We start from the raw sequence: 25,516 nt of genomic DNA on the forward strand, positions 1-25,516 counted from the left end.
CGGTGACGGTCCTGCGGGGCCGGTTGTGTGGACGTAAAGCGAAGCAGTCCACACAACCGGCCCCTCCGGCCCGTCCCCTCCCGTTGAGGGGGTGGGAATGCGGTGGGTGGGGGTGGACGTTGGGGCCTGCAAGGGGGCGTGGGGTCCCGTAGGGGTGGGTCGAACAGATCCCGTAGGGGGTGCGAGGGCCCCCTGCTGGGCCTCAACTCGACGGGCCGGGGCGGGTATTCCCGACACTGCGCGATGCAACGACCGGCCGGGGCGGGTATTCCCGACACTGCACGACGCAACGTACGGCCGAGGCGGGGTACGGCACGACGCGACGTACGACATGAGGCGACGCACGGCACGAGGCTGACGTACGGCCGAACGACAACGCCCGCCCCCACCGGCCCCTCACCCCCCACTCACGGGAGGGGACAGACCGGAGGACGAAGTCTGGAGGGCTGTCACCGCACCCACAACAAACCCAGCCCGCCGCTGGGGGCACCTCCCACGCCCTTCAGGCAGTGGGGGAGCAACGGCGAGCAAGCCCCACGGCGAGACGGCCGACCGCGTACGCTGCGCCGCAATGCGCGGAAAGGCGAACAACCCCCACGGCGGAAAAGCCAGCTACGTACGCTGCGCCGCAACGCACGCAACGGCGAACAACCCCCACGGCGGAAAAGCCGGCCACGTATGGGCGCCGCACAGCGCAGCGGAACGGTGAGGGACCAGTACGGCGCTGCAGCCGAGTACGTGGGGCTTCAGTCGACACCGTGGGCGGCGTACCTCCGGAGGAACAGCGCCTCGGCCAGGGAGAGGCGCTGCAACTCCTCCGGCGACACGCTTTCGTTCACCGCGTGGATCTGCGCCTCCGGCTCGCTCAGCCCGATGAGGAGGATCTCCGCGTCGGGGTAGAGCCCGGCGAGGGTGTTGCACAGCGGGATGGAGCCACCCATACCCGACGTTTGCATCTCCGCCCCGTCGTACGCCTCCCGCAGCGCCGCCGCCATCGAGGCGTACGCCGGGCTGCTGGTGTCCGCGCGGAACGGCTGGCCCTGGCCGACCTGTTCGACCGCCACCCGCGCGCCCCACGGCGCGGCGTTCTCCAGATGCGCCGCCAGCAGCTTCGTGGCCGCCGCCGCGTCCGTGCCCGGCGGGACCCGCAGGCTCACCAGGGCCCGCGCGCCGGCCTGCACGGACGGGGTGGCGCCGACCACCGGCGGGCAGTCGATGCCCAGCACCGTGACCGCCGGACGGGCCCAGATCCGGTCCGCGACCGACCCGTTGCCGATCAGCTCGACGCCGTCCAGGACCTTGGCGTCCCGGCGGAACTCCTCCTCCGGATACTGCAGGCCCTCCCAGGTCGCCTCCCCGGCCAGCCCGTTCACCGTGGTCGAGCCGTCCTCGGCGCGCAGCGAGTCCAGGATCCGGATCAGGGCCGCCAGCGCGTCCGGGGCCGCCCCGCCGAACTGGCCGGAGTGCAGATTGCCCTCCAGGGTGTCGACCTGGACGCGCACCAGGGTCATCCCGCGCAGCGTCGAGGTCACCGTCGGCAGCCCGACCCGGAAGTTCCCGGTGTCGCCGATGACGATGGCGTCCGCGGCCAGCAGTTCCGGATGCGCCTCGGCGTACCGCTCCAGCCCGCCGGTGCCCTGCTCCTCGGAACCCTCCACGATCACCTTGACGTTGACCGGGACCCCGCCGTGCTCCTTCAGCGCGCGCAGCGCCGTCAGATGCATGATCAGGCCGCCCTTGCAGTCCGCGGCGCCGCGGCCGTACCAGCGGCCGTCCCGCTCGGTCAGCTCGAACGGCGGGGAGACCCAGGCGGCCTCGTCCAGCGGCGGCTGCACGTCGTAGTGGGCGTAGAGCAGGACCGTCTTCGCGCCCTCGGGGCCGGGCAGATAGCCGTAGACGGACCGGGTGCCGTCCGGGGTGTCGAGCAGTGCCACGTCCTGGAAACCGTCCGCCCGCAGCGCCGCGGCGATCCACTCGGCGGCCGCCTCGCACTCGCTCGGGGGGAACTGGGCCGGATCGGCCACCGACTTGAAGGCCACCAGCTCCGCCAGTTCGGTCCTGGCGCGGGGCTGCAGCGCGGCGACGGTCTGCGCGAGCGGGCTGTCGGACATGGAACGCTCCTTGTGGGCGCGGCGTGTGGGGACCGGCCGCCCGGCCTCGTGAGCCGGCCGGGCCGGACGCAGGGCATGGTGTCCCGGAGTGGCCCTGCGGCTGTGCATTCCACCGATCTTCCCACAGGCCCCGTGCGCAACAGCGGCCCGTAGGATGCGAGGGCGGTACGCAGCCAGCCATCGAACGGGAGCAGAAGCACAGGTGAGCAGCGAGCGGGCAGCCGAGGACAACCAGCAGGTGTGGGACGTCGTGGTGGTGGGCGCGGGGCCGGCAGGCGCCTCGGCCGCACACGCCGCGGCCTGTACGGGGCGCCGGGTGCTCCTCCTGGAGAAGGCCGAGCTGCCGCGCTACAAAACCTGCGGCGGCGGCATCATCGGCCCCTCGCGCGACTCCCTCCCACCCGGCTTCGACCTGCCGCTGCGAGACCGCGTGCACGCCGTGACGTTCTCGCTGAACGGCCGGCTGAGCCGCACCCGCCGCTCCAAGCAGATGCTTTTCGGACTGATCAACCGTCCTGAATTCGACGCCCGGCTGGTCGAGTCGGCCAAGGACGCCGGCGCCACGGTCCGTACCGGTGTGACGGTCTCCCGGGTCGAGCAGCACGGCGCCGAGGTCCCGGACCGCCGTACGGTCGCGGTGGTGCTGGGCGACGGGGAGGTGGTGCTGGCCCGCGCCGTAGTGGGCGCGGACGGCAGCGCCGGCCGGATAGGGGCACACGTCGGGGTCAAGCTCGACCAGGTCGACCTCGGTCTGGAGGCGGAGATTCCGGTGCCCGAGCCGGTCGCCGAGGACTGGGCGGGCCGGGTGCTCATCGACTGGGGCCCGCTCCCCGGCAGCTACGGCTGGGTCTTCCCCAAGGGCGACACGCTCACCGTCGGCGTCATCTCGGCGCGGGGCGAGGGCGCGGCGACCAAGCGCTACCTGGAGGACTTCATCGGCCGACTGGGGCTGGCGGGCTTCGAGCCGAGCATCTCCTCGGGCCATCTGACCCGCTGCCGCGCCGATGACTCGCCGCTCTCCCGGGGCCGGGTGCTGGTGTGCGGCGACGCGGCCGGCCTGCTGGAGCCGTGGACCCGGGAGGGCATCTCGTTCGCCCTGCGGTCGGGGCGGCTCGCGGGGGAGTGGGCGGTACGGGTCGCGGAGGCGCACGACGCGGTGGACGCCCGTCGCCAGGCGCTCAATTACGCCTTCGCGATCAAGGCGGGCCTCGGGGTGGAGATGGGCGTGGGCCGGCGCATGCTCCAGGTCTTCTCCCGCCGCCCCGGCATGATGCACGCCGCGGTCACCGGCTTCCGCCCGGCCTGGCACGCCTTCGCGAAGATCACCCGGGGGACGACCACCCTCGCCGAGATCGTCCGCACGAACGGCGTGGCCCGGCGGGCACTGGAGGCGCTGGACCGGGGGTAGGGCGGCCCGCATCGGCGTGGGCTTCCGGCCGGCCCACATCGGTGTGGGCTTCAGGCCGGCCCGCATCGGCGTGGGCTTCCGGGCCGGCCCGTCGGTCGGCCGGTCGGTCGGCTCCGTCTCAGGCTTCCGTGCCGGTCGGGCTTCGGCTTGGCTGATGGTGAGGCTTCGGCTGATCGTCAGGCTTCGATGGTCGTTGCGGTTCGGCCGATCGCCACGGTTCGGCCGATCGTTACGCTTCGATGGTCGGCACGCTCCCATGGTCGTCACGCTCCCATGGTCGTCACGCTTCCATGGTCGTCACGCTTCCATGGTCGTCACGCTTCCATGGTCGTCACGCTGGTCGTCGGTCGTCACGCTGCGCCGATGGTCGCGTTTCGGTGAGCGTCAAGTGAGCGTCAGGCCTCGGTGATCCGGAAGACGGGGTGGCGGGGGGCCGCGGCGCTGAGTTCTGCGTCGGTGGAGGCGGCGGTTACCTCGCCGAAGAACGGCTTCACCTCCCAGCCCCAGCGTTCGAGGTAGGCGCGCAGCAGCTCGGGGGTCTCGGCGGGCGGCAACTCGACCGCGGTGAACGGGCGGACCCGGCGTCCGACCCGCAGTTCGCCGCCACCCGCCGCGCGGAGGTTGCGTACCCATTCGGAGTTGCCGCGGGCCGAGACCAGATAGCGGCCGTTCCCGTACGTCATCGGGTTGACCGGCACGCGGCGCCATTCACCGCTCTTACGGCCCCGGACCGCCAGGTCCGCCGAGCCGGCGAGGCTGATGCCGCGGCGCGCGAGCCAGCCGATGATCCCGTTGAGACGGGCGGCGAGGCGGCTGGGCTTGAGGTAGGGGGACATGGGGTGGGCTCCTCGGGTTCGGGGGCTGTCTGGTGGTCTGCGGGGCCTCGGTTGTTCGCGGGGCTCTGGTGGTCTGCGGAGCTTCGTTGTCCGCGGGCTGTGGTCGTCTACGGGGCTTGGGTCGTCGGGATACGTGTCGTGTAGGGCGCCGTCCGAGCGCCGATCTGATTCGAGAGCAGTGCTCTCGCTCGTGAACAGTGTGCACGTTATCGCCGCGCCAAAGCAAGAGCAGTGCTCTCGTTTTTGTGCGGCGCTCTGAAGATGGCACACTGCTCACATGACTGCGATCCGAGGAGCCAGGGAACGGGCCCGTAGCGAGATCACCGAAGCCATCAAGGCGGAGGCGCGCGCCCAGCTCGCCGCCGAGGGGGCCGCGAAGCTCTCCCTCCGGGCCGTCGCCCGCGAACTGGGTATGGCCTCCTCCGCGTTGTACCGCTACTTCCCCAGCCGCGACGACCTGCTCACCGCGCTGATCGTCGACGCCTACAACGCGATCGGCGAGGCCGCGGAGCGGGCCGGGGACCGCCGCGGTACCGCGGCCGCGACGCCCGTGGAACGCTGGGCCGCGATCTGTACGGGCGTCCGCGAGTGGGCGCTGGCCCATCCGCACGAGTACGCGCTGATCTACGGCTCACCCGTTCCCGGCTACCACGCCCCGCGCACCACCACGGAGTCCGCCGCCCGGGTGGGTCTGGCGCTGATCGGCGTGGTCCGCGATGCCCATGCCGCCGGTGCCCTGAAGGAGCCCGCCGAACCGCTGCCCGACCCGGTCGTGTCCGATGCCCTGGCGCTCGGTGCCGATCTCGGCGTCGAGCTGCCCGGTGCGGTACTGGCCCGGCTGGTCGGGGCCTGGGCGCAGCTCTTCGGGCTGCTGAGCTTCGAGCTGTTCGGCCAGTTCCGGAACGTCATCGAGGCCCGCACGGAGTTCTTCGATCAGGCCGTCCTCCAGCTGGCCCGCAGCGTCGGCCTGACCACGCCACACTGAATCCGGCCGCCCCCTCCCGGGCTGAAACCGGCCCGCCAATGCCGGCACCACCCCGTACCCACCCCGCACCATGCCCGCACCGCGGCCCGCCGTGCCGCTGCGGTCGTGCCGCCGGGGTCGGCTGGTCGCGCCGCCGTACCGTGCTCTTGGCCGTACCGCGCCCCCCGGCGTTCCGCTGTTCGTCGTTCCCTCCCCCTACCGGCCCGTTGTTCGTCGTTCCCCGTTATGTTTTTCGCGGTCCTGCAAGAGGGCCGCTGGCCTCCGGGTCCGGCATGACTGTTGCCCCCTGTCGATCGGATGACCTGGGGGGTGGTGTCACTGGGCCCGGGCGGTGCCGTCGGAGACGCTGATCAGAGGTCCGGCCGCACCATGGTCAAACTGGGCGCCCGCGACCGCGCCCAACTCGTCGTTCTGGCCTACGAGTCGGGGCTCGTCCGGCCCGGCTGGCTGGGCTGATACGGCCGCCACACGACGTCCTGGGCGCTCGGCCGTCCGCCGGACGCGACGTACGGCCGTCGCAACACCCGCACCACCTGGCCAACGCACAGCACCCCGCCCACCACGGCACTGACCGCGAGCCACGGCCCCTTCCACGCGCCGGCCAGACCGGCCCACAGCACCGGACTACCCAGCACCAGGAACCCGGTGGCACCCAGGAACCCGCCGCTGACCAGCGCGAACATGATCTCGACGGTGATCGCGTCACGCTCGGCGCGGCTACGGGTGGGCGACATCCCGTCAGTTTCCCACCCGCATCCTGCCGCCCGTCACCCCGGACACCCTCTCCGGACACCCCCTTCCGATACCCCTCCAGATCCCCCCTTCAGATACCTCCCTGCTCGCGCCACAGCTCGGCCAGTGCCTGGTCGCCCGTGACCGTGAGGGCGTCCCACGGCAGGCGGTTCCACAGGGCGAGGTACAGCTCTTCGGCGGGGCCCTCGATCGTGCAGTCGGCGGGCTTGACGTCGGCCGGCGGCCCGTCCACCGAGGTGCCCGATGCCGCTGCTGATGCGGACGCCGGTGCCGGTGCGGATGCCGGTGCCGGTGTCGTACGGATCGCGCGCGGCGGGGCGTCGGAGAGGTGCACGGTCCAGTCGGCGCCGGGCACGTTCGTGGCGCGCACCCGCATGGTCCGCGGTATGTCCGTGCGCAGCTTGCTGCGCTCCAGGGAGTGAATGCCCGTCAGGAGTTCGTCGACGCCGTCGGCGGCGAAGGCGGACGGCAGGGGCGTGAGGGAGGCGCCTGCCGCCTGCTGGGCGTCGACGCGGTGCACCGACGTCTCGTGTGCCTGCCGGCGGGCCCAGAACGCCAGCGGGGAGTCCGACGGCAGGAGGGTCCAGGCCGCCAGGTCCCGCGGGGCGCCGTGCAGCGCCAGGACGAGCTGGTGGTGGCCCTCGCGGAGCCAGGGCACGATTTCGTCGTCGGTCAGCTCCGGTGCCTCCGCGGGCCGGCTGCGCTCCTGCAGTCCCTGCGTCACGATTTCCGCCGCCCAGCGGTGGACCCGCCCTATATGGACGACCAGGTCCCGCATCCGCCACTCCGGGCAGGCCGGAATGGCCGCGTCCGGGCCGGCTTCCTGGGCGGCGTCGGCGAGCAGACCGCCGTCCAGACGCAGCGTTTCGACGAACTCAGTGATCTCCATGCCCACGAGTGTGCCAGCCGCCACTGACAACGCACCGGCGCGGGTCCACCGCCCCGAGCAGCCAGGAGAGGGAGGGCTCCCGGCTGGTCGGCGCACGCCCGGGCGCCGCATGCCCCGGCGCCGCCGCATGCCCCGGCCGCCGCATGCCCCGGCCGGCGCACGCCAGGCCGGGGGCGTCTGGCCGGGGGCGTTCGGCAGGGGCGCGGCCCCCGGCCGGCGCGGTGCAGGACCGGTGGAGAGTGCGCTAGCGGTCCGGGCGGTGCGTCTGCCGGGTCGCGTAGGCGATTCCGGCCGCGACCGCGGCGAGCAGGGCGACCGTCGTGAGGGCGATCGGCAGCGTGCTGGTCTCGGCGAGGAACCCGATGGCGGGCGGGCCGAGCAGCATGCCGCCGTAGCCGACCGTGGAGGACGCCGCGACCCCGTCGGCGCCGCCGGCCTCACCGGCCCGGGCGATGGCGATCGGGAAGATGTTGGCGAGCCCGATCCCGGCGACGGCGAAGCCGAGGCAGGCCGCCCAGGCGGTGGGGGCGAGCGCGCCGAGCAGCATGCCGGCGGCCGCCGTCGTACCGCCCGCCATCAGCGACCGGGTGGCCCCGAACCGCTGCACCACCGCGGTCCCCGACAGCCGCCCCGCGGTCATCGCCAGCGCGAACACCGCGTAGCCGGCGGCCGCGAGCCCCGGCCCGGCGGAGAGGTCCTGGGAGAGGTGCAGCGCACCCCAGTCCGCCATCGCGCCCTCCCCGTAGGCGGTGCAGAGCGCGATCAGCCCGAAGACGAGGACAAGACGGCGCCCCCGGGGCGGGTGGGCGCCCCGTCGGTGGTCCGCGGACGCCGGCATCCGCTCGGGGGCGACGGGGGCCGGGTGGGTGTGCAGCACCCGTCCCGCGACGGCCGTCACCAGCAGGCCGATCGCGGCGAGCAGCAGCAGGTGCACGGTGGGGGAGAGGCGGCCCGCGATCAGCCCTCCCAGGCCCGCGCCGAGCATGCCGCCGAGGCTGAAGGCCGCGTGGAAGCTCGGCATCACGGGGCGGCGCAGCGCCTCGATCAGGTCCACGGCGGCGCTGTTCATGGCGACGTTGAGCGAGCCGTAGGCGGCGCCGAAGACCAGGAGGACGAGCCCCAGCGCGGTGGCTGAGTGGGTGAGTGGCGGGAGCACGATGCTCAGCGCCATGGCGGCCCCGGAGGCGGTCGTCACGGCATGGCTGCCGAACCGGCGGCACAGTCGTCCGGTCAGCATCATGAACGCGACCGCGCCCGCCGACACGCCGAGCAGGGCGAGCCCGAGCGCACCGGCGCCGGCGCCGGTCTGCTGCTTGATCGCGGGGATCCGTACGACCCAGCCGGCGAAGAGGAAGCCGTCCATGGCGAAGAACGCGGTGAGGGCGAGGCGGAGTCGGGTCAGGGCGGTGCGGGACGGGTCGGAGGCGTACGGGGTCAGGTGTCGATCGGCGGGGACGGGGCCGTGGTGCTGCTTCCAGGCCCACCGTATTTTGTTTAGCGTCGGCACAAAGTCAGAATAGGGGGGTGACCCAGATTCGGACAACCAGGTTGGAGCGGGGCCGTGGCGCCCTCGGACCCGCACTGGAGCTCGTACACACCGGACGCGCGCCCACCCGTGCCGTGCTGACCTCGGAACTCGGCGTGACCCGCGCGACGGCTGGCGCGGTGGCCGCCGAGCTCGAAGCGCTCCGCCTGATTACCGTCGACTCCCGGCCGACCGCCTCGGCCGGCTCCCAAGGACGCCCGTCCCACCGGCTGTTCGTCAACGAGAACGGCCCGGTGGTGCTCGCCGCACAGATCCACGCCGACGGGTACCGGGTCGCCCTGGTCGGCCTCGGGGGGCGCATCGTGGCGACGACGAGCGGCTGCGGAACCATCCCCGCCGATCCGGCCCACGTCCTCACCGAGGCCGTCACGGCCGGCTCGGACCTGCTGCGCGAGACCGGGCGGCGCTGCCTGGGCGCCGGGTTGGCGGTGCCGTCCGCCGTCGCGGAACCGGACGGCGAGGCCCTCAACCCCCTGCACCTCGCCTGGCCTTCGGGCGCACCCGTACGCGCACTCTTCCTCCAGGCGCTCGCCGATGCCGGCATCCCCGGTGTCACCGAGGCGATCGGTTTCACCGGCAACGATGTCAACCTCGGGGCGCTCGCCGAGCACCGGCACGGCGCCGGCCGGGGCGCCCGTGACCTGCTCTGCGTGGCCTCCGGCCACCGGGGCGTCGGCGGGGCGCTGGTGCTCGACGGGCGGTTGCACAGCGGCAGTTCGGGGCTGGCGCTGGAGGTCGGGCATCTGACCGTCAACCCCGAGGGCGCGCCGTGCCACTGCGGCAGCCGCGGCTGCCTGGACGTCGAGGCCGACCCGCTCGCCTTCCTCGTCGCGGCCGGCCGCGAACCGGGCCCCGAGGTCTCGCTCCTCCAACAGGCCGCCGACCTGCTCCGGGACGAGTACGCCGACCCGGACGTACACGCCGCCGCCGACCTCCTCATCGACCGGCTCGGCCTCGGGATCGCCGGGCTCGTCAACATCCTCAACCCCGACCGCATCATCCTCGGCGGGCTGCACCGCTCCCTGCTGGAGGCCGATCCGGAGCGACTGCGCGCGGTGGTCGCCGACCGCAGCCTGTGGGGCCGCAGCGGCGGCGTACCGATCCTGCCGTGCAGCCTCGACCACAACAGCCTGGTGGGGGCGGCGGAACTGGCCTGGCAGCCGGTCCTGGACGATCCGCTGGTGGTGTTGGAGCGGTGAGGTCGAGGGTGCGGTGACAGTCGAGGGGCGCGGTAACGGTTGAGGGGTGCGGTGACGGTCGAGGGGCGCGGTAACGGTCTAGGGGCCGCGTCGCGGCACTGGACCACCGCACCCGCCCACCCCCCGAAGGGGGGTGGGCGGCGGGGAAAAAATAGGGCCAGGAAATCGGCGCCGGAAATCTGGACCGAGCCCGCACCCCTTGGGCCAAGCCCGCCACCCCGCCCCCTAGACGGAGCCCGCCCCCCGGCCCTAGCCGCAGCCCGCCACCTCCGCCACCCCCGCCTCCCACTCCGCCGCGAACGCCCGCGCCGGGTTGTCCGTCAGGAAACGGGTCACCAGCTCGGCGCCCAGGGCGAGTTCGAGCCGGGCCCGGTGGCGGCGGAGCAGATGCGGCATGCCGGGGCCGCCGTCGACCGAGCGCGCGGCGGCCGTCGTGGTGTCCCCGCCGAGCAGGATCCGGTCACCGAAGCCCGCCTCCGCCAGCGCGGCCAGCGCCTCGGGCAGCCGCCAGTCCGTCGCGTGGTGCGCCCGCGAGGGCCCGTCGAAGGCCAGATACGCCCCCGCCTCGGCGGCTGCCCGGTGGACCACGGGATCGGGCGAACGGTTGAGGTGCCCGAGGATCACCCGGTCCGGCGGCACCGCCAACTCGCCACAGAGGAGCTCCAGTACGTCCAGCGCTCCGGTGCCCAGCTCCAGATGGACCCCGATGGCCGCACCCGTTGCCCGCTGGGCCTCGGAGGCCGCGGCCATGGTGTACCGGGCGTGCGGGTCCAGGCCGTGGAACCCGCCGGCCACCTTGATCATCCCGGCTCGTGTCCCGGTGTCGCCGATCCCCTCGGTCAGCTCGGTGACGAACAACTCCGCCAACCCCGGACGGACGCGTTCCACCGTGCCGGGCGCGTAGTGCGCCTCTTGGTGCAGCCCGGTGGCGGCGACCAGGGTGACCCCCGATTCCCGTGCCAGCCGCGGCAGTTCGGCGGCGCCCCGGCCCATGCCGTACGGCGTCCACTGGATCACCGCGGCGCCGCCGGCCGCCCGGAACGCGGCCAGTTCCGCGGCCGCGGCACCGGCGTCGGCCAGCTCCTGCCCCGGAAGTTGGGGACTGCGCAGGAACAGGTGGTCGTGTGCGTTGCAGACGCCGAGGCGGGCGGGGGAGACGTCGCCCAGGACCGTACGGATCGTCGGCCCGGTCACCACTGTCGTCGGCCCGGTCACCACTGCTGCCCCGCACCGATCCGGGCGACGCCCGGGGCGGACAGATGCAGCACCTGATAGCGATCGCCCGCAGCCGGCGGAACGTCCGCCGCGGCGTCCGCCCACAGGGTGAAGCGGATCAGCTCCCAGTGCCGCGGATCGAGCGCCACCACGGCGCTGTGCACGCCGTCCGCCGTGGCCAACTCCTCCTGCTCGGCAACCGCCTCCGCCACTACGGCGGCCACATCGGCGCTCTCGGGAAGGATGTCGGCCCGCCGTGTGTACGCGCGGGGGACGGCACCGGCCGACGGGCCGGGCCGGTGGAAGAGCCCCCGCCAGTGCTGTACGACCGGCCGCCCGAAGTCCCGGATCACGCCGCGGAACCCGTCGCCCACCAGGAAGCCGTTCATCGCCTCCGGATCGGCCCAGAGGTAGAACGGCGCGTACTGGTTGACCGGCGAGCCGTCGACACCGCGCTCCCGCATCCCGTACGCCTTGAGGCCGAGCCCCGGGTAGTCATCCAGGAGGTGGCCCTTGGACCGCACCCGCTCCCGGATGATCTGCATGTCGTAGTCGGCGGGCAGCGTGATGGCGTACTGCATGGCGTGCATCGAGGTCTCCTGGGACTGGGCAGGGGAGGGGAACGGCGGACGGCGGGTGTCATCGGTCGTTTGCGGCCGGTGTGGGACCGGGGGGGCGGCGGGTGTCACCGGTCGTTTGCGGCTGGTGCGGGATCGGGGACGGCGGGTGTCATCGGTCGTTTGCGGCCGGTGTGGGGCCGGGGGCGGCGGGTGTCACCGGTCGGCTGCGGCCGGTGCGGGGCCGGGGGTGCTCCCGGTGGTCTGGGCCGCGAGCAGGGCCAGTACGCCGCGTACGGCCGCGTCGAATGGTGCGGTGTCGTCGGCCGCCTTGGCGAGCACGTAGCCGCCCTGGACGACGGCCGCGACGGTGGCGGCAGTGGCCACCGGGTCCAGTGCGGCGGCCAGTTCGCCGCGGCGCACCCCCTCGCCGAGCACCTCGGCGATCCGTTCCTGCAGCCAGCCGAACATCTCGTCCAACGGGCCCCGCAGTTCGGCGCTCTGCACCACGTCGCGGTCCTGCGTCATCCGCCCGATCGGGCAGCCGCGCAGCACCCGCCGTTCGCGCAGCAGATAGGCCGCCACCCGGTCGTAGGCCGTACCGGAAGTGGACAGGCACTCCTCGGCGGCCGCCTTCATGCCCTCCGCGGTCCGCCGGATGGCGGCCAGGGCGAGATCGGACTTGCCCGAGAAGTGGTGGTACATGCTGCCCTGTCCGACGCCGGCGCGCTCCAGGATCGCTTTCGGGCTGGTGCCGACGTAGCCGCGCTCCCAGAGGAGCTCCTGGGTGCTGCGCAGCAGCCGCTCCTGCGCGCCGGGCTGCTGCTGCCGCCCCGGAGGGGCGGACGCGTGCTCCTGAGTGTTCATGATCGCGACTGTACATACTAGTAGTTACAGAATTCAAGGGAGGGTGGGGGAAGGGGCGGGGGAGGGGTGTCGGGGTGCCGTACTGCGGCCGGTGAAGCAGTCATCCGGCCCCCGCGTACTCCCCGCGTGGTACCGGTGAAGCCGCTGGCCGTACGACGACGTACGGCCCCCGGGAGACCAGGCTCGGAAGGGCAACGGCGGCCGTCCCGCAGGGGCGGCGGTCCCGTCCTTCAAAGGAGCTGATGGCGATGTTCGAGCTGGCCCACCCCTGGTCCGGTGGCGGCCCCGGTCCCTGGATCCTCTTCGTCCCGTTCCTCTGGGCGCTGGCGGTCTTCGGCGTGGTCACCCTGCTGCGCCGCACGATCTGGCGCCACGGCGGACCGGGCCTCCGTTTTGGCGGCGGCCTCCGTTCCACCGCCCGCACGGCCCGTACCGCCGGTCCCTCCGGGGCGGACGTCCCGACCCCGATCGCCGTACTGGGACGCCGATTCGCGGCGGGCGAGATCGACGAGGAGGAGTACTGGCGCCGACTGTCCGTCCTGGAGGAGCACTTCGCCACCGGCGGCCCCGAGGGCGGCACGGCATGAGCCCTTCCCTCCGGGGCAGTTGACGGTGATCGCGCCCTGGTCGCGCCGGTCGCCCCCGGCCGCCTTCCTGGTCGGTCTGTAGACCGGAGGCGTCGCCGCCCGTACGACCCTCCCGGGGGTCAGCCAACCCGCGCGCCCCGTACGCCCCTCCCGGGTGCGGCCTCGGCGGGCGTGCGGGCGGGGGTGTCGTCCCTCGGCAACGGGTCCCAGCGGGAGCGGGCCGTACGGGCCTCGGCGGGCGCGGCGGTCAGGGCCGGAAGGGTGAACCACACCACCTTTCCGCCGCCCTCCGGACGCATCCCCCAGCTCTCGCTGAGCGCCGCGATCAGCGCCAGGCCGCGACCGCAGGTCTCCCAGTTGCCGGCGGTCCTGATCCGCGGCAGCCGGGGATCGTCGTCGTACACCGAGACCGTCAACCGGCTGAGGAGAAGGCTGAGTTCGACGGTGCAGCGTTTGCTGGGGCTCGCGTGCCGGTGGACGTTGGCGAGGAGTTCGGTCACCCCGAGCGTCACGGGGTCTATCAGGGCGTCGAGATGCCAGCGCCGCAGCTGAGAGGAGACGATTCTTCGCACATGTCCGATGCGCGCCGGAACGGCGTGGAGCTCCACCGAGCAGTGCCTGCTGGGCTGCGTGATCACGACCGCGACTCCCTGATGAGGCCGGGCGCCCCCCGTTCCTGGCAGGGCGAAGATCGGATCCAGCGATGCCCGCTGCACCACAGCGTCACCGCTGGTGAACCCTCAGTGATACGAGTCCAGGGTCAGTCAGACGGTGCGCTCCCGCAACCGCACCCCACCGGCCACGGCGGCGGTCAGGAACGCGGTGGACGGGCCGTTTCCAGGGCCTTGAAGAAGAGTTCCGGTGTGTCGAGGGTGAGCGAATAACGGTGGCCGTTGAGAGTGGCCAGCGCCCGGTCCCGCGCCGCGAACAGCGGTTTGTGTGCCTCGACCGACTGCAGCGGGGCGCTGTCGATCTCCGTGCCGTAGCTGGTCAGCAGCACCAGCCGGCCGTCACTGATGACCACCTGCCCGGCGCGGGTCAGCGACCGCAGCGCGCGCTCGATCCGTACGCCGGTCGCGGTGAACTCCGGCTCCGCCATGGCCGGCACCTCCTCGGTGAAACGGGCGGATCCCCTCCGCCGCCCCTTGTGGGAAGTTTGCCGGGAGGTCGCCCTGTGCACCAGTGCCACTGGTCCCGGGTAAGGGCGCGGCCCCTCGGGGACGCCGGTCGCGACGGCGCCGTCGGTCACCGGCGGCCGGCGTCCCGGCGCCCGGTCGGTCATCGGCCTCCGACGTCCCGGCGCCCGGTCGGTCATCGGCCTCCGGCGTCCTGGCCTCCGGCGTCCTGGCCTCCGGCGTCCTGGCCTCCGACGTCCCGGCCTCCGGCGCTCACCCACCGCCTGCCTCCGACCTCCGGCTCCGCCGGCAACTACAGCGGCACCCCCGCCGCAAATGGCCCGCCCCCAGCCCTCCTTGGGGTCTCTCAAAGTGATGTTTATGCAGGTGAGAAGGGTGCGACCGGTAGTTATAGTCGGAGTCGGGCCCGGCGTCGTGCGCGGGCGCACAAAAGTCTGAGGAGCGCGCCGGTGAGTACTGCACAGCACCCCACGGGCCTGCCCGGCGACGCGGTTGCGGCCGAGGCGCCGATGCCGACCGTCGACGTCGACCGCTCGGATCCGGACTACCGGAACTGGCTGAAAGAAGCCGTACGCAAGGTCCAGGCGGACGCCAACCGCACCGCCGACACCCACCTCCTGCGCTTCCCGCTGCCCGAGGAGTGGGGCATCGACCTCTACCTCAAGGACGAGTCGACGCACCCCACCGGCAGCCTCAAGCACCGACTGGCCCGTTCGCTGTTCCTCTACGGGCTGTGCAATGGCTGGATCCGGCCGGGCAAGCCCGTCATCGAGGCGTCCAGCGGCTCCACGGCGGTCTCCGAGGCGTACTTCGCCAAGCTGATCGGTGTCCCCTTCATCGCGGTCATGCCGGCCACCACCAGCCGTGAGAAGACCCGGCTGATCGAGTTCCACGGCGGCCGCTGCCATCTCGTCCAGGACCCGCGGACGGTCTACGAGGTCTCCGCCCGGCTCGCCGCCGAGTCCGGCGGCCACTACATGGACCAGTTCACCTATGCCGAACGAGCCACGGACTGGCGCGGCAACAACAACATCGCCGAGTCGATCTACCAGCAGCTGCGGCTGGAGCGGTACCCCGAACCGGCCTGGATCGTGGCCACCGCGGGCACCGGCGGCACCTCCGCGACCATCGCCCGCTACGTCCACTACATGCAGTACGACACCCGGATCTGCGTCCCCGACCCGGAGAACTCCTGCTTCTTCGACGGCTGGCTCACCGGCGACGCCGGAACCGACTGCGCCACCGCCTCCCGCATCGAGGGCATCGGGCGGCCGCGGATGGAACCGAGCTTCGTACCCGGCGCGATCGACCGGATGATGAAGGTCCCGGACGCAGCCAGCGTCGCCGCCGTACGCGCCCTGGAGGCGGCGATCGGCCGCAAGGCGGGCGGCTCGACCGGTACCGGGCTGTGGGGTGCCCTGAGGATCGTCGCCGAAATGGTCGCCGAGGGCCGTACGGGATCCGTCGTCACCCTCCTCTGCGACCCCGGCGACCGCTACCTCGACAAGTACTACTCCGACGACTGGCTGGCCGCCCAGGGCCTGGACATCACGCCCTACGCACGCACCCTCGACGAGTTCCTGACCACGGGGCGCTGGCCTGACTGAGGCGGCCTGGGCCGCTTGAAGGGCCCGTCCGGGCCTGCCTTGAGCTCGGCCGGGGCGCCTTGAGCTCGTCGGGCTGCGTGGGGGCGGGGCTGTCGGGGCTACGTGAGCCGGCCTGCGGCTGCGTGAGTCCGCCTGTGGCTGGGCTGGGTGGGCTTCCCCGTGGCTGGGTGAGCCCGTCGGGGGCGGGCTGCTTGACTCCTGCGTGGGGCCGCCGGGCCGCCGGGGCCGTGGGCCGTCCCGCGAACGGGCGCAACGGCCGACGGGGGAGAAGGCCAGCTACCGGCGAGCCAGGCGGCGGTCCAGGGCCCGCGTCGAGTCCCGGAAGGCCCGGGCCAATCCGGGCCTGGCCAGTGCCATCACCCAGCGGAACGGCGCTGCGCCGTCCGCCGCGAACGTCCACCGCAGGCGGGTGCCCTCGCCCGCCGGCGTCAGTCGCCAGTCCTCCAACAGGGCACGCAGCCCAGGGGCGTTGGTGGTGTCGACGCGGTAGGCGTAGCGCCCGTCCGGCTCGGCCGCCAGCACCGTCTCGGCGAAGCGGGTACCTCCCGTGAGCCGCACCTCGCGGCCCCGGCCGTCATGCGTCGACGTCGCCCACGCCACGCCCGTGAACCAGGACGACCACCCCGCCACATCGTCCACGAGCGCGGCATAGACCGCCTTGGGCGGCGCGGCGACCTCTCCGCTGAACACCAGCCGCACCGGTGCTGACTCGACGAAATCCAGCGCGACGGCGCGGAGTCGGCGTGCCATGGACGAGCACCCCCTGGGGGACGGGCCGGGCCGGGTGGGCCGGACGGGCTGGGACAGCACGGGCGATGGCGGGCGAGGTGGCGATGGGTCGCACACGCTACCTGACACACCATCAGGTAGCCAGAGCCTTGCCCGGTAGTCCGCCCGCTACCTGGCACGCCATCAGGTTGCCAGGCCCCGCCGATAGCCGCCCCCGGGTGACCGGCCATCCACCGGTAGTCGGCCCCCGGGCAGTCGGCCTCTTTCGCTGCCCCCAGGTGGGTATCGCAGCTCTCAGGGCTTGCCGTCCGCTCGTTAGCCTTCGCCGACGGTCAGAGCTCCCCGTCCTCCGGGAGTTCACCCGCGATCACCAGCTCCGGCGGCAGCTCCGCGAACTCCGCCCGGGCTGCCGTGGACAGCCCCGCGTCCGTCACCAGCACATCGACCTCGTCCAGCGTCGCGAACGAACTCAGCCCGACCGTGCCCCACTTGGTGTGGTCGGCGACCACCACCACCCGACGCGCGGAACGCACGAAATGCCGGTTGGTCTCCGCTTCCGCCAGATTCGGCGTCGAGAGCCCGGCTTCCACCGATATGCCGTGCACCCCGAGGAACAGCACGTCGAAATGGAGCGAGCGGATCGCAGCATCGGCCACCGGTCCCACGAGCGTGTCCGACGGCGTCCGCACCCCGCCCGTCAGCACCACCGTCGCGGCCCCGGCCCGCGGCGCCGTGCCGCCGCTGGCCGCCGCTCGCTGGGCGGTGTAGAACACATCGGCCACCCGGACCGAATTCGTGACCACCGTCAGATCCGGCACGTCCAGCAGCTGCTGCGCCAGCGCGAAGGCCGTCGTACCGCCCGCGAGCGCGATCGCGCTGCCCGGCGCCGCCATCTGGGCCGCCGCCTTGGCGATGTCCTCCTTGGCGCTCAGCTCCAGCCCGGACTTCGCCTCGAATCCGGGCTCATGGGCGCTCGGCTCGCTGACCGGCACCGCGCCGCCGTGCACCTTCTCCACCATGCCCTGGCGGGCCAGTGCGTCCAGATCGCGACGGACCGTCATGTCGGACACGCTCAACTTGCGGGTGAGCTCATTGACCCGCACCCCGCCGCGTCGCCTGACCTCGTCGAGAATCAGGGCCCGCCGCTGCTCCGCGAGGAGGTTCTGGTTGTCGCTCACCCCGCCCGTCCCTTCCGCCCGGCTCGCCGTCTCGGCTCGTATGCGCCGGCTCCCGCCTGCGATCACTGATGCCCTCATCCTCGCACGAGGCACTGACACCGACGCCGCCCCGACGCCCCCGACGCCCCCCGACGGAGACCGACGGACGCCCGAGATGGCAGAGGCTCGTGCTGCGCGCCGGCCACCAGGGGCGCGGGTCCGCTCGCGCATGCCCGCTGCCAAGGGTGCGGGTCCGCTCGCGCATGCCAGGCGCGAGTGTCCGGTGACACCTCAGGCGCCTTCCTGACCCCTTTCGGAGCCCTGCCACCCTGCCCCTCACGACCCCTGTCGCCCGCCCACCTCCTGGTGACCTGCGCCTTCCCGCGGCCCTGTCACACCCGCGGCCCTGTCTCTCCCGTGGCCCTGTCTATTCCGGGGCTCTGCCCCTCCCGGCGCCCCGCCGAGCCGGCCGTGGCCCCGCTGCCTCCCGGGCGCCCGCCGGCTCCTGGCGTTCCGCCGCCTCCCGGGTCCTGCCCTTTTCCGGCGTCGTTCTGCCTGTCACGTACCGGCGTCCCGCTGCCCCACAGCCCCTGCCGTCCCGTCGCCCCCGCCGCCTGTCGCGTATCGGCGGCTCGCCGCCCCCGCCGCCCCGCCGCCAGCCGCGCCGCTGATGCCCGCGCCCCCGTCACTGTCCGCGCGCTGCGCGTGCCCCTGCCCGTGCCCTTCCGCCTGCTGGGGGCCCGCCGCCCTGCCGACTCTCGCAATCCCCCGCCGCCTGCCGCCCTGCCCGCTCACGGAGCCCCGCGGCCCGCCGCCTCGCTGCTTTCCGCCGTCCTCTCCCTCCCGGCGCCCGCGGTCCCACCCGGCTCCGAGGGCTTCCCCCGCCCCCTCCCCCTCTCCCCCTTCGGGGGAGGGGGCGGGGGGTGGGTTCGGGGGTGGGGGGATGCGCAGCATGGCGCGGATGAGCCCAAGCGGGCCCACCGCGCCGGTCCGTGTCGCAGTTCGGGTGGATGTGCCCCCGCCGGAAAGGGACAATCCTTGGTGCGCCGCACCACGTTCGTCGGCCCACCAAGCCGCACCAACACGCAAGCCGCACCAAGACCCAAAGCCGCACCAAGACTCAAGCCGTAAGACCAAGGCAGCACCGAGACCAACGCAGCACGAAGGCCAAGTGCCGCATCACAACAGCCACAACAGGCACCACAGCCACCAGCCGCCGCACACGACAGTCGCCACTCACGCCAGGCACAGACCAATCGACACCGCACGCGCACCGCGCTCGGCCACATCGCGCCGCACCAGACGGACATCGGGGGATACCAGTGGAGACCGCGGAACCCACGCCGATCGACCCAACCAACCCAACCAACCCGCCCAGCCCAACCAGCCCAACCAGCCCATCCAACCCACCCAACCGACCCAAGCCCCCCAACCCGACCACCCCATCCAACCCCACCACCCCAATCGCCCCTCCAACCACCAACGCCGCCCCCACAACCACCACCCCCACCCCCTCAACCACCCCCTCAACCACCCCCACCCCCCACCAAGTTGCCCCACCCCCGCACGCCCCCCAGCTCTCCCTGGAGCTGCTGGTGCATGGTGTGGGAGGTACCACCGCGCAGGACATGCTCGGTGATCCGCGGGTGCAGTTGATCACCGGGGACGACACCGCGGCCTGTTACCGGCGTACGGAGGATGCCGATGCCGAGGAGCGGCCCGGGGACTACCGGGGCGAGCCGGTGCGGGAGGCGTACTGCTGGTCCAATCTGACCTCGGGCAACGGGGCCCGCGCCCTGTGGCTGGTCCTGTTGCCCTTCATGGTCGCCAACCTCGCGCACTGGATGCGCCCGGCCGCACCGCCCGACCACCGGGCGCAGCGGATCTACGACCTCCTGGTGCGGATGCTCGCGCTCACGCTGACCGTCCTGCTCGCCGCCGCGGCCTGTGAGGTCGCCCTGGACCTCACGGCCTGGCAGTGCGCCGGAACCCCCGTGTGCGTGGCCGGGAAGTCCTGGCTGGGATTCCTCAGCCCCGACAACGGCGGCTGGTGGAGCACCCCGGGCCGGCGCCTGGCGCTCGCCTCGGGAGTGCCGCTTCTCGTCATCGGCTTCCTGTGGTGGCTCTCGCACCGCACCTGGAGTGCCTATGAATCCGCCTCGCCGCCACCCCGGGTGCCCGGCAGCTCCCGCTACACCCCGGATGCCGAACGCACCGCGCTGAGCCTGGAGGGCTTCTGGTACGGCCGTCGGCTGGTCGCCCGGCTGCGTGCCGCGCACACCACCGCGGGGGTGCTCACCATCGCGGCGGTGCTGCGCGCCGCCAGTGCGAAGGCGGACGGGGTCGGAGGCCACTATTCCGTTCTCGCGGTCACCGGGCGGGTGCTGACCACCCTGGTCATCCTGCTCGCCGCGGCCACCCTGGTGGTCGTCTGGCGCACCGCGCGCAGCGAGGCGGTGCCGGACGAGGATTCCGACCGGTTCGTCGTCCGAGCGCTGCCGTACGCGGCCCTCGCGGTGCTCGGCCTGATCGCCCTGCACTCCGCCTGGGCGCGGCCCGGATCGCACAGTTACGGGCCGCTGCCGGGCGCCGCGGCCTTCGGCGGCATCGCCGTGTTCCAGGGCGTGCTGGTCCTCGCCCTCGCGGTGACCGCCTGGGTGCTGCAGCGCGCCGCCCGGAACGACGCACGGACCGCCCTGCGCGGCATGGGCGGCCCCGCCGTCGCCCTGCTGGCCTGCGCGGTCGGCGGGGTGCTCTCCGGGGGAGTGGCCCAGCGCTTCGCCGACTGGATGGACGGCGGGGCGACGCCCGGCCAGGCGCACGCGCCCATCCCCGGCCCGCCGGTGCTGCTGTCCTGGCAGGCGTCGGCCATCCCGGCGCTGCTGGTCGTGTTCGCGGTCGTCGCGGTGCTCGCCGCCGTCCGCGTGCTGATCGTCCGGCGCCGGGTCGCCGAGGACGTGCCCGGCCTCTACGACCCGCGCGAACACCCCGACGAGCGCCGTACGCGAGCGATCGCCGGGACCATCGCCCGGGCCGGCCTCACCGACGCGGCGCCCGTCCTGGTCGCCGCCACCTCCGCGGTCACCCTCGTCCTCGGCGCGGGCGCGGTGGCCGGCGCCTGGCTGACCGATCGCGCGCCCGGCCGTGCCACCGAGGGCGCACCGCCCGTGCTGCACGCCGCCGCCGAGTCCGCCGAGTCCCTCGGCTCCTGGCTGATGGGCGCCGGCGTCATACTGCTGCTCGCCATGGGGCGGCGCGCCTACCGCGACCACTCCGCCCGCCGCACGATCGGCATCCTCTGGGACGTCGGCACCTTCTGGCCGCGCGCCGCCCACCCCTTCGCGCCGCCCTGTTACGCGGAGCGCGCCGTACCGGACCTCACCTGGCGGATGGCCACCTGGACCGAGCGGTTCGACGGCCGGCTGGTGATCTCCGGGCACTCCCAGGGCAGCGTGCTCGCGGCCGCCGCCGTCTGGCAGCTGGACCTGGTCACCCGCAGCCGGGTCGCCCTGCTGACGTACGGCAGCCCCCTGGAGCGCCTCTACGGCCGCTGGTTCCCGGCCTTCTTCGGGCCGCCCGCGCTCACCGGACTCCACCGCGAGATGGACGACTGGCGCAACCTCTGGCGGTTCACCGACCCCATCGGCGGGCCGATCCAGCTCACCTGCGAGGACGGCCGCCGGGTCGACCAGGGGCCGCTGCGCGACCCGCTCGCCTTCGGCCGCACGCTGCAGAACCCGCTGCCCGCCCAGATCCTGGGCCACGGCGACTACCAGGCCGATCCGGTCTTCGACACCGTCCGGGCCGAGCTGATCGCCCGGCTCGGCCCGGGGCTGCCGGGGATGCCGGAGCAGCGGCCGGCCGGCGGGCACCCGGACGGGCGGCCCGCTCAGGGCAGTTCGGGCAGGTCCTCGGCGTAGAGGAGGGTCAGGTCGTCGGTGCTCGGGTCGGTCAGCTGCGCCACCCGGCCCGCGTGCCGCTCGACCATCGCCTCGAACGTCTGCCGTGCGGTGCGGCCGTTGCCGAACGACGGGCCCTTCGGCAGCGCGGTGAAGTACTTCAGCAGCGCCTCGCCGGCCCCGTCGGCGAGGTGGTACTCGTGCTCCTCGCCCTGCTGCTCGACGATCCGCAGCAGTTCCTCCGGGGCGTAGTCGCCGAAGGTGATGGTGCGTGAGAAACGTGATGCCACACCGGGGTTGACCGCCAGGAAGCGCTCCATCTCGGCGGTGTAGCCGGCCACGATCACCACCACGGCGTCCCGGTGGTCCTCCATCAGCTTCACCAGGGTGTCGATGGCCTCCTTGCCGAAGTCCCGACCGGAGTCCTCGGGGGAGAGGGCGTACGCCTCGTCGATGAACAGCACTCCGCCACGCGCCCGGTCGAACGCCTCCTGGGTCCGGATCGCGGTCGACCCGATGTGCTCGCCGACCAGGTCCACCCGGGACACCTCGACCAGATGGCCGCGCTCCAGTACCCCGAGGGAGGCCAGGATCTCGCCGTAGAGCCGGGCCACCGTGGTCTTGCCGGTGCCGGGGGAGCCGGTGAAGACGAGGTGGCGGCGGACCGACGCGGCCTTCAGGCCGGCCTCCTGCCGGCGGCGGCCCACCTCGATCATGTTGATCAGGCTGCGCACCTCCCGCTTGACGCTCTCCAGCCCCACGAGGGTGTCCAGTTCGCCCAGCACCTCGCCGGACGGCCGGCTGGTCACGGCCGCCTCCGGGGGCGCGGTGGCGGCCGGCGGGGAGCTCTGCGCCGGGATGTTGCCCAGCAGGCCGGCGGTCTGCGTCGCGTGCTGCACGGCGGGCGCGGTGCCGGTTCCGGGCGCGGGGACGGCCCGGCTCTCGTCGCTGGTGCAGTCCTGGACGGTCGGCCCGTCGCCCTGCCCGGCGCCGCCCTCGGCGAACTCGTAGCCGCCGCGCGCGCACCGCTCCGTACGGCACCGGGTCAGCGTCGTCCGGCAGCCGTCGATCACATGGAAGCCGAAGCCGGAACTGCCGGTGACCCGGCAGCCGTGGAAGGTGCCGCGGCCCTCGGCGGAGACGTAGAACCCGGCCTCGGCCGGCGAACTGACCGTGCAGCCCTCGATGGTGGGGTCCGCGCCCTTGGTGACGATCACGCCGGTCTGGGCGCCGTCGATGGTGCAGTTGGCGAGCGTGCCGCCGCTGCCGTGGTCGCGGAACCAGGCACCGGTGGCGGCCTCCCGGATCCGGCAGTCGTCCAGCTGGACGGTGGCCCCGTCGCTCACCGACACCGCGGTGTTGCGCACCTGGGCGAGGTCGCAGTCCACCACGTCCGCCCGGGAGCCCCGGTCCAGGACGAACAGCGCGTCCGGTACGTCGTGGACCCGGGTGGCGTCCAGTACGGCGGTGGCACCGTCGCTGACCCACACCGCCGGGTAGTCGCCCGTGCTGTCGTGGATCTCGCACTGGTTGGCGTCCACCCGGGTGCCCGGGTCCCATACGGACAGGCCGTTCCGCCCGAAGTGGCGCACCGTGCTGCGGGTCAGCGTCAGCACCGAACGGGACCGCAGATCGACCGCGTTCTCCGGGATGTCGTGGATGTCGCAGTCGGCGAGGGTGAGCACCGCGTCGGTGTCCAGGGTGACGCCGTCGGCGGAGGTACGGTGGACCGTGCAGTCGGTGAGATGGCCGGTGGCCCGCGCCGCGACCTGGATCCCGGCGCCCTTGATCTCGTACAGCTCGCAGCCCACCGCCTCGACCGCGCTGCCCTCGCCGTTGACCGCCAGGCCGGCACCCGAGGCGTGGTGGACCTTGCAGTTCTCCAGCCGCGGGTGGGCCCCGTCGCGCACCGTGATCCCCGTCTGGCCGGCGGCCATCACCTCGCAGTCCTCGAAGAGCCCGCCGGCGCCGTCCAGGACGCTGATGCCCACTCCGCCCGCGTTGTCGACGGTGCAGCGGCGCACCGTCGGGCGGGCCCCGCCGCGCACCTCGATGCCGGACGCGGACCGGGTCACCACCCGCAGCCCGGACAGCTCGGGGGCGCCGTCCTCCACCAGCAGCGCGGGCGCGGCCGAATCGGTGGCCTCCAGATGGAGGTCGTGCACGGTCGCCGACGCCCGTATCGTCAGCGCCACCCCGTCGGGCGGCACGATCCGCACCGAGCCGCGCGAGCCGTCCGCGCCGCGCAGCGTCACCGCACGCGCCAGCACCAGGTTCTCGCGGTACGTACCGGCCGGGACCGTCAGCACATCACCGTCCCCGGCGGCCTCCAGGGCTGCGGCGAGCGAGCTGTACTCGCCTGTACGGCGCCGCCACCGCGACGTGCCGGAGTGCGTCACCTGGACCGAGCCCTGTGCCATGGCGCTGTCGTGTCCCCACTTCGTGCGGCTGATGTCGGCCCGGCACCCTCCGTCCGCGGATGTCCGCATTCGGGTCCGCCGGGCCCCAGCCGGGAGGCTGGCGCCACCACCGTAGCGCGCCCGGCGGGCGCCGGTTGACACGGTCAGCTGCTGGTCGGTTGCCGGGTCCGGAAGCCTCAACTCCCGGCGTCCGCGCGGCCCCAGGTCTGGCCGGCGCGCTCCCACTCCTCGTCCCACCGGCGGAAGCGACGCACCATCAACTGCCCGACGACCAACCGCCGGCCGGCCTCGATCAGTCCGCCGGCCGCGGCGGCGGTGCCCAGCCCGGCCAGCACCGCATGCGTACCGGCCGTGCCGACGTCCATCGGGCGCGGCATCACCCGGCCACGGCCGTCGGTCCAGATCCGGAACCCCTCGCCGGGCTCCACCGGATGCGGCGCCGCGATCTGCCCGACGTGCGGACTGCCGTCGACGGCCGTCCACCGGGCGATGACCCGCAGATGCGCATCGCGCTGCGACGACGTCTCCGGATCGGGGTCGAGCGGGGCGCGGGACACCAGCCGGTCGACCGTGACCCGGACCAGGTGCCGCTGCTGGTGCTGCAGCCGTACGGTCTCCAGCAGCGCGCCGTGCGCGGCCCGGCCGGTGAACCAGCCCGCCAGGGGCGCGCCGAGGACGATCAGGAGCGCGGCCGCGAGGGCCACCCAGGCCTCGATCCGGTCCGTGCGGCGCCGCAGCGGATTCCGCCGCCAGCGCCAGACTCCTGTCATCGCGCGCATCGTCGCCCCCTCTCGTGTCCGTTGAATACCGCATCCGGGGTGGTCCACGCGAGGGTTGTGCGGAGAGAGAGCAACATCACGCCCCCCGGAACGCCACAAATCCGGGCGCGGGGCGAACGGTGGTTCGGCCGTGCGGTACGGGCCCGCCGCACCGCATCGGCGGGTTCAGCGCAGGCGGACGGCGAGGGTCACCTCGGCGCCGGGCATGCCCGTCCCGGCCGGCCCCGAGGCGACCGCGAACCGGTCCGCCACCAGGCGCGCCAGCCACAGCCCGCGCCCCTTCGGTGCGCCGTCCAGGCCCGGCAGCAGCTCGGGGATCACCGCCTCGCTGAACCCGGGGCCGGTGTCGCTGATCCGGCACTCCAGTTCGTCGCCTGCAGCCCGGTCAGATGCACCGTCAGCCGCCCCGCCGGTGCGGTGTGTGCCAGCGCGGTCTGCAGCGCCCGGGTGAGGCGTCCTGCCGGGCGGCGTCCGCCTCACCGATGAAGCGCGGCGCGCCGTCCGGCTCGCGCTCCCGGCGCAGGCTGCCCAGCCGCTCCAGCAGTGCGCGCGGATGCGCCCGTTCCACGGCGGTGAGCACCACTCGGTCGAACCGGCGGCGGTCGCAGACGCAGCTCTCGGTGTACGGCCGGCCGGTGAAGAGTTCCTCGGGCACGTCGGGGCAGGGCAGCACCAGGGCCTTCTCGCCGCGGGACGGTCCGAGCCGTACGAACGCCGTGACCACGTCCCGGCGCACCTCGTCATGGCGGTGACTCACGAAGGCGTGGTCCCCGGGGCGCAGCTGCTGGACGGGAAGGAGACGGTCGCTCCGAGGGGCGTTCGCAGCATCGACACGC

21 protein-coding genes and 2 pseudogenes are annotated in these 25,516 nt (G+C 73.4%); 7 read left to right on the forward strand and 16 right to left on the reverse strand.

What is annotated here, in order from left to right:
* Window positions 1-746 precede the first annotated feature (746 nt).
* Complete coding sequence (locus AB0G35_RS14205; RefSeq protein WP_360948255.1) at window positions 747-2,111, reverse strand: dipeptidase; 1,365 nt, start codon at window positions 2,109-2,111, stop codon at window positions 747-749.
* A 202-nt stretch (window positions 2,112-2,313) separates the two neighbouring features.
* On the opposite strand from AB0G35_RS14205, the gene AB0G35_RS14210 reads away from it, so the two are divergent.
* The gene (locus tag AB0G35_RS14210; protein WP_360948257.1) at window positions 2,314-3,519 is read left to right on the forward strand and encodes a geranylgeranyl reductase family protein; all 1,206 of its coding nucleotides are present in this window, start codon (window positions 2,314-2,316) and stop codon (window positions 3,517-3,519) included.
* Window positions 3,520-3,914: 395 nt separating this feature from the next.
* Here AB0G35_RS14210 and AB0G35_RS14215 read toward each other — a convergent pair whose 3' ends face one another.
* Window positions 3,915-4,355, reverse strand: coding sequence for a nitroreductase family deazaflavin-dependent oxidoreductase (locus AB0G35_RS14215; RefSeq protein ID WP_360948259.1), 441 nt, complete (start codon window positions 4,353-4,355; stop codon window positions 3,915-3,917).
* A gap of 277 nt (window positions 4,356-4,632) precedes the next feature.
* Between AB0G35_RS14215 and AB0G35_RS14220 the strand changes: the two genes are divergently transcribed.
* Both AB0G35_RS14220 and AB0G35_RS14225 read left to right on the forward strand, forming a co-directional pair.
* On the forward strand, window positions 4,633-5,340 hold the full coding sequence (locus tag AB0G35_RS14220; RefSeq protein WP_360948261.1) for a TetR/AcrR family transcriptional regulator: 708 nt from the start codon (window positions 4,633-4,635) through the stop codon (window positions 5,338-5,340).
* Between the two features lie 363 nt (window positions 5,341-5,703).
* Window positions 5,704-5,796, forward strand: a pseudogene (locus AB0G35_RS14225) (DNA-binding response regulator); the annotation flags it as partial.
* Here the strand turns inward: AB0G35_RS14225 and AB0G35_RS14230 are convergent.
* From AB0G35_RS14230 to AB0G35_RS14240, 3 genes are all read right to left on the reverse strand, one after another.
* Window positions 5,757-6,074, reverse strand: coding sequence for a DUF6332 family protein (locus AB0G35_RS14230; protein WP_360948263.1), 318 nt, complete (start codon window positions 6,072-6,074; stop codon window positions 5,757-5,759). The pseudogene AB0G35_RS14225 and the gene AB0G35_RS14230 overlap by 40 nt on opposite strands.
* 89 nt (window positions 6,075-6,163) lie before the next feature.
* A complete protein-coding gene (locus AB0G35_RS14235; RefSeq protein WP_360948265.1) occupies window positions 6,164-6,982 on the reverse strand; it encodes a maleylpyruvate isomerase family mycothiol-dependent enzyme in 819 nt (272 codons plus the stop codon).
* Between the two features lie 244 nt (window positions 6,983-7,226).
* On the reverse strand, window positions 7,227-8,489 hold the full coding sequence (locus AB0G35_RS14240; protein ID WP_360948267.1) for an MFS transporter: 1,263 nt from the start codon (window positions 8,487-8,489) through the stop codon (window positions 7,227-7,229).
* Window positions 8,490-8,506: 17 nt separating this feature from the next.
* Here AB0G35_RS14240 and AB0G35_RS14245 point away from each other — a divergent pair, with 17 nt between their 5' ends.
* The gene (locus tag AB0G35_RS14245) at window positions 8,507-9,727 is read left to right on the forward strand and encodes an ROK family protein (protein ID WP_360948269.1); all 1,221 of its coding nucleotides are present in this window, start codon (window positions 8,507-8,509) and stop codon (window positions 9,725-9,727) included.
* Window positions 9,728-9,976: 249 nt separating this feature from the next.
* Here AB0G35_RS14245 and AB0G35_RS14250 read toward each other — a convergent pair whose 3' ends face one another.
* The 3 genes from AB0G35_RS14250 to AB0G35_RS14260 form a co-directional block, all read right to left on the reverse strand.
* Window positions 9,977-10,942 (reverse strand): phosphotriesterase, encoded by a 966-nt coding sequence (locus tag AB0G35_RS14250; protein ID WP_360948271.1) that lies wholly within the window; start codon window positions 10,940-10,942, stop codon window positions 9,977-9,979.
* A complete protein-coding gene (locus AB0G35_RS14255) occupies window positions 10,939-11,532 on the reverse strand; it encodes a DUF4865 family protein (RefSeq protein WP_360948273.1) in 594 nt (197 codons plus the stop codon). The genes AB0G35_RS14250 and AB0G35_RS14255 overlap by 4 nt, the downstream gene beginning before the upstream one ends.
* A gap of 183 nt (window positions 11,533-11,715) precedes the next feature.
* Entirely contained in the window at window positions 11,716-12,366 is a 651-nt protein-coding gene (locus AB0G35_RS14260; RefSeq protein ID WP_360948275.1) for a TetR/AcrR family transcriptional regulator, read from the reverse strand.
* Window positions 12,367-12,614: 248 nt separating this feature from the next.
* Between AB0G35_RS14260 and AB0G35_RS14265 the strand changes: the two genes are divergently transcribed.
* Window positions 12,615-12,953, forward strand: a complete 339-nt coding sequence (locus AB0G35_RS14265) for an SHOCT domain-containing protein (RefSeq protein ID WP_360948596.1) — start codon at window positions 12,615-12,617, stop codon at window positions 12,951-12,953.
* A 119-nt stretch (window positions 12,954-13,072) separates the two neighbouring features.
* Here AB0G35_RS14265 and AB0G35_RS14270 read toward each other — a convergent pair whose 3' ends face one another.
* Entirely contained in the window at window positions 13,073-13,591 is a 519-nt protein-coding gene (locus AB0G35_RS14270; RefSeq protein ID WP_360948277.1) for an ATP-binding protein, read from the reverse strand.
* Between the two features lie 173 nt (window positions 13,592-13,764).
* A complete protein-coding gene (locus AB0G35_RS14275) occupies window positions 13,765-14,052 on the reverse strand; it encodes a hypothetical protein (protein ID WP_360948279.1) in 288 nt (95 codons plus the stop codon).
* Between the two features lie 546 nt (window positions 14,053-14,598).
* Between AB0G35_RS14275 and AB0G35_RS14280 the strand changes: the two genes are divergently transcribed.
* Window positions 14,599-15,696, forward strand: coding sequence for a PLP-dependent cysteine synthase family protein (locus AB0G35_RS14280; protein ID WP_360948598.1), 1,098 nt, complete (start codon window positions 14,599-14,601; stop codon window positions 15,694-15,696).
* 276 nt (window positions 15,697-15,972) lie between these two features.
* Here AB0G35_RS14280 and AB0G35_RS14285 read toward each other — a convergent pair whose 3' ends face one another.
* Both AB0G35_RS14285 and AB0G35_RS14290 read right to left on the reverse strand, forming a co-directional pair.
* Window positions 15,973-16,446: an SRPBCC family protein gene (locus tag AB0G35_RS14285; protein ID WP_360948281.1), complete on the reverse strand. Its 474-nt coding sequence runs from the start codon at window positions 16,444-16,446 to the stop codon at window positions 15,973-15,975.
* 311 nt (window positions 16,447-16,757) lie between these two features.
* Complete coding sequence (locus AB0G35_RS14290) at window positions 16,758-17,603, reverse strand: DeoR/GlpR family DNA-binding transcription regulator (protein ID WP_360948283.1); 846 nt, start codon at window positions 17,601-17,603, stop codon at window positions 16,758-16,760.
* Between the two features lie 1,607 nt (window positions 17,604-19,210).
* Here AB0G35_RS14290 and AB0G35_RS14295 point away from each other — a divergent pair.
* On the forward strand, window positions 19,211-21,502 hold the full coding sequence (locus AB0G35_RS14295) for a hypothetical protein (protein ID WP_360948600.1): 2,292 nt from the start codon (window positions 19,211-19,213) through the stop codon (window positions 21,500-21,502).
* Here AB0G35_RS14295 and AB0G35_RS14300 read toward each other — a convergent pair.
* The 4 genes and pseudogenes from AB0G35_RS14300 to AB0G35_RS14315 form a co-directional block, all read right to left on the reverse strand.
* On the reverse strand, window positions 21,472-23,901 hold the full coding sequence (locus tag AB0G35_RS14300) for a right-handed parallel beta-helix repeat-containing protein (RefSeq protein ID WP_360948285.1): 2,430 nt from the start codon (window positions 23,899-23,901) through the stop codon (window positions 21,472-21,474). The two genes, AB0G35_RS14295 and AB0G35_RS14300, sit on opposite strands and share 31 nt — an antisense overlap.
* Before the next feature lie 176 nt (window positions 23,902-24,077).
* Window positions 24,078-24,680 carry a hypothetical protein gene (locus AB0G35_RS14305; protein WP_360948287.1) on the reverse strand — a complete coding sequence of 201 codons (603 nt, stop codon included), beginning with the start codon at window positions 24,678-24,680 and terminating at the stop codon, window positions 24,078-24,080.
* Window positions 24,681-24,845: 165 nt separating this feature from the next.
* A pseudogene (locus AB0G35_RS14310) lies at window positions 24,846-25,055 on the reverse strand (ATP-binding protein); the annotation flags it as partial.
* Between the two features lie 22 nt (window positions 25,056-25,077).
* Window positions 25,078-25,437 (reverse strand): hypothetical protein, encoded by a 360-nt coding sequence (locus tag AB0G35_RS14315; protein WP_360948289.1) that lies wholly within the window; start codon window positions 25,435-25,437, stop codon window positions 25,078-25,080.
* Window positions 25,438-25,516: the final 79 nt, after the last annotated feature.

The organism is Streptomyces sp. NPDC021749, from assembly GCF_040640655.1.
Taxonomy (GTDB): Bacteria; Actinomycetota; Actinomycetes; order Streptomycetales; family Streptomycetaceae; genus Streptomyces.

Bases quoted from the DNA above. Each gene is read 5' to 3' on its own strand.
- AB0G35_RS14205 (WP_360948255.1), bottom strand. From the start codon at position 2,111: ATGTCCGACAGCCCGCTCGCGCAGACCGTCGCCGCGCTGCAGCCCCGC.
- AB0G35_RS14215 (WP_360948259.1), bottom strand. From the start codon at position 4,355: ATGTCCCCCTACCTCAAGCCCAGCCGCCTCGCCGCCCGTCTCAACGGG.
- AB0G35_RS14220 (WP_360948261.1), top strand. From the start codon at position 4,633: ATGACTGCGATCCGAGGAGCCAGGGAACGGGCCCGTAGCGAGATCACC.
- AB0G35_RS14230 (WP_360948263.1), bottom strand. From the start codon at position 6,074: ATGTCGCCCACCCGTAGCCGCGCCGAGCGTGACGCGATCACCGTCGAG.
- AB0G35_RS14235 (WP_360948265.1), bottom strand. From the start codon at position 6,982: ATGGAGATCACTGAGTTCGTCGAAACGCTGCGTCTGGACGGCGGTCTG.
- AB0G35_RS14255 (WP_360948273.1), bottom strand. From the start codon at position 11,532: ATGCACGCCATGCAGTACGCCATCACGCTGCCCGCCGACTACGACATG.
- AB0G35_RS14260 (WP_360948275.1), bottom strand. From the start codon at position 12,366: ATGAACACTCAGGAGCACGCGTCCGCCCCTCCGGGGCGGCAGCAGCAG.
- AB0G35_RS14265 (WP_360948596.1), top strand. From the start codon at position 12,615: ATGTTCGAGCTGGCCCACCCCTGGTCCGGTGGCGGCCCCGGTCCCTGG.
- AB0G35_RS14275 (WP_360948279.1), bottom strand. From the start codon at position 14,052: ATGGCGGAGCCGGAGTTCACCGCGACCGGCGTACGGATCGAGCGCGCG.
- AB0G35_RS14280 (WP_360948598.1), top strand. From the start codon at position 14,599: ATGCCGACCGTCGACGTCGACCGCTCGGATCCGGACTACCGGAACTGG.
- AB0G35_RS14285 (WP_360948281.1), bottom strand. From the start codon at position 16,446: ATGGCACGCCGACTCCGCGCCGTCGCGCTGGATTTCGTCGAGTCAGCA.
- AB0G35_RS14295 (WP_360948600.1), top strand. From the start codon at position 19,211: ATGCTCGGTGATCCGCGGGTGCAGTTGATCACCGGGGACGACACCGCG.
- AB0G35_RS14300 (WP_360948285.1), bottom strand. From the start codon at position 23,901: ATGGCACAGGGCTCGGTCCAGGTGACGCACTCCGGCACGTCGCGGTGG.
- AB0G35_RS14305 (WP_360948287.1), bottom strand. From the start codon at position 24,680: ATGCGCGCGATGACAGGAGTCTGGCGCTGGCGGCGGAATCCGCTGCGG.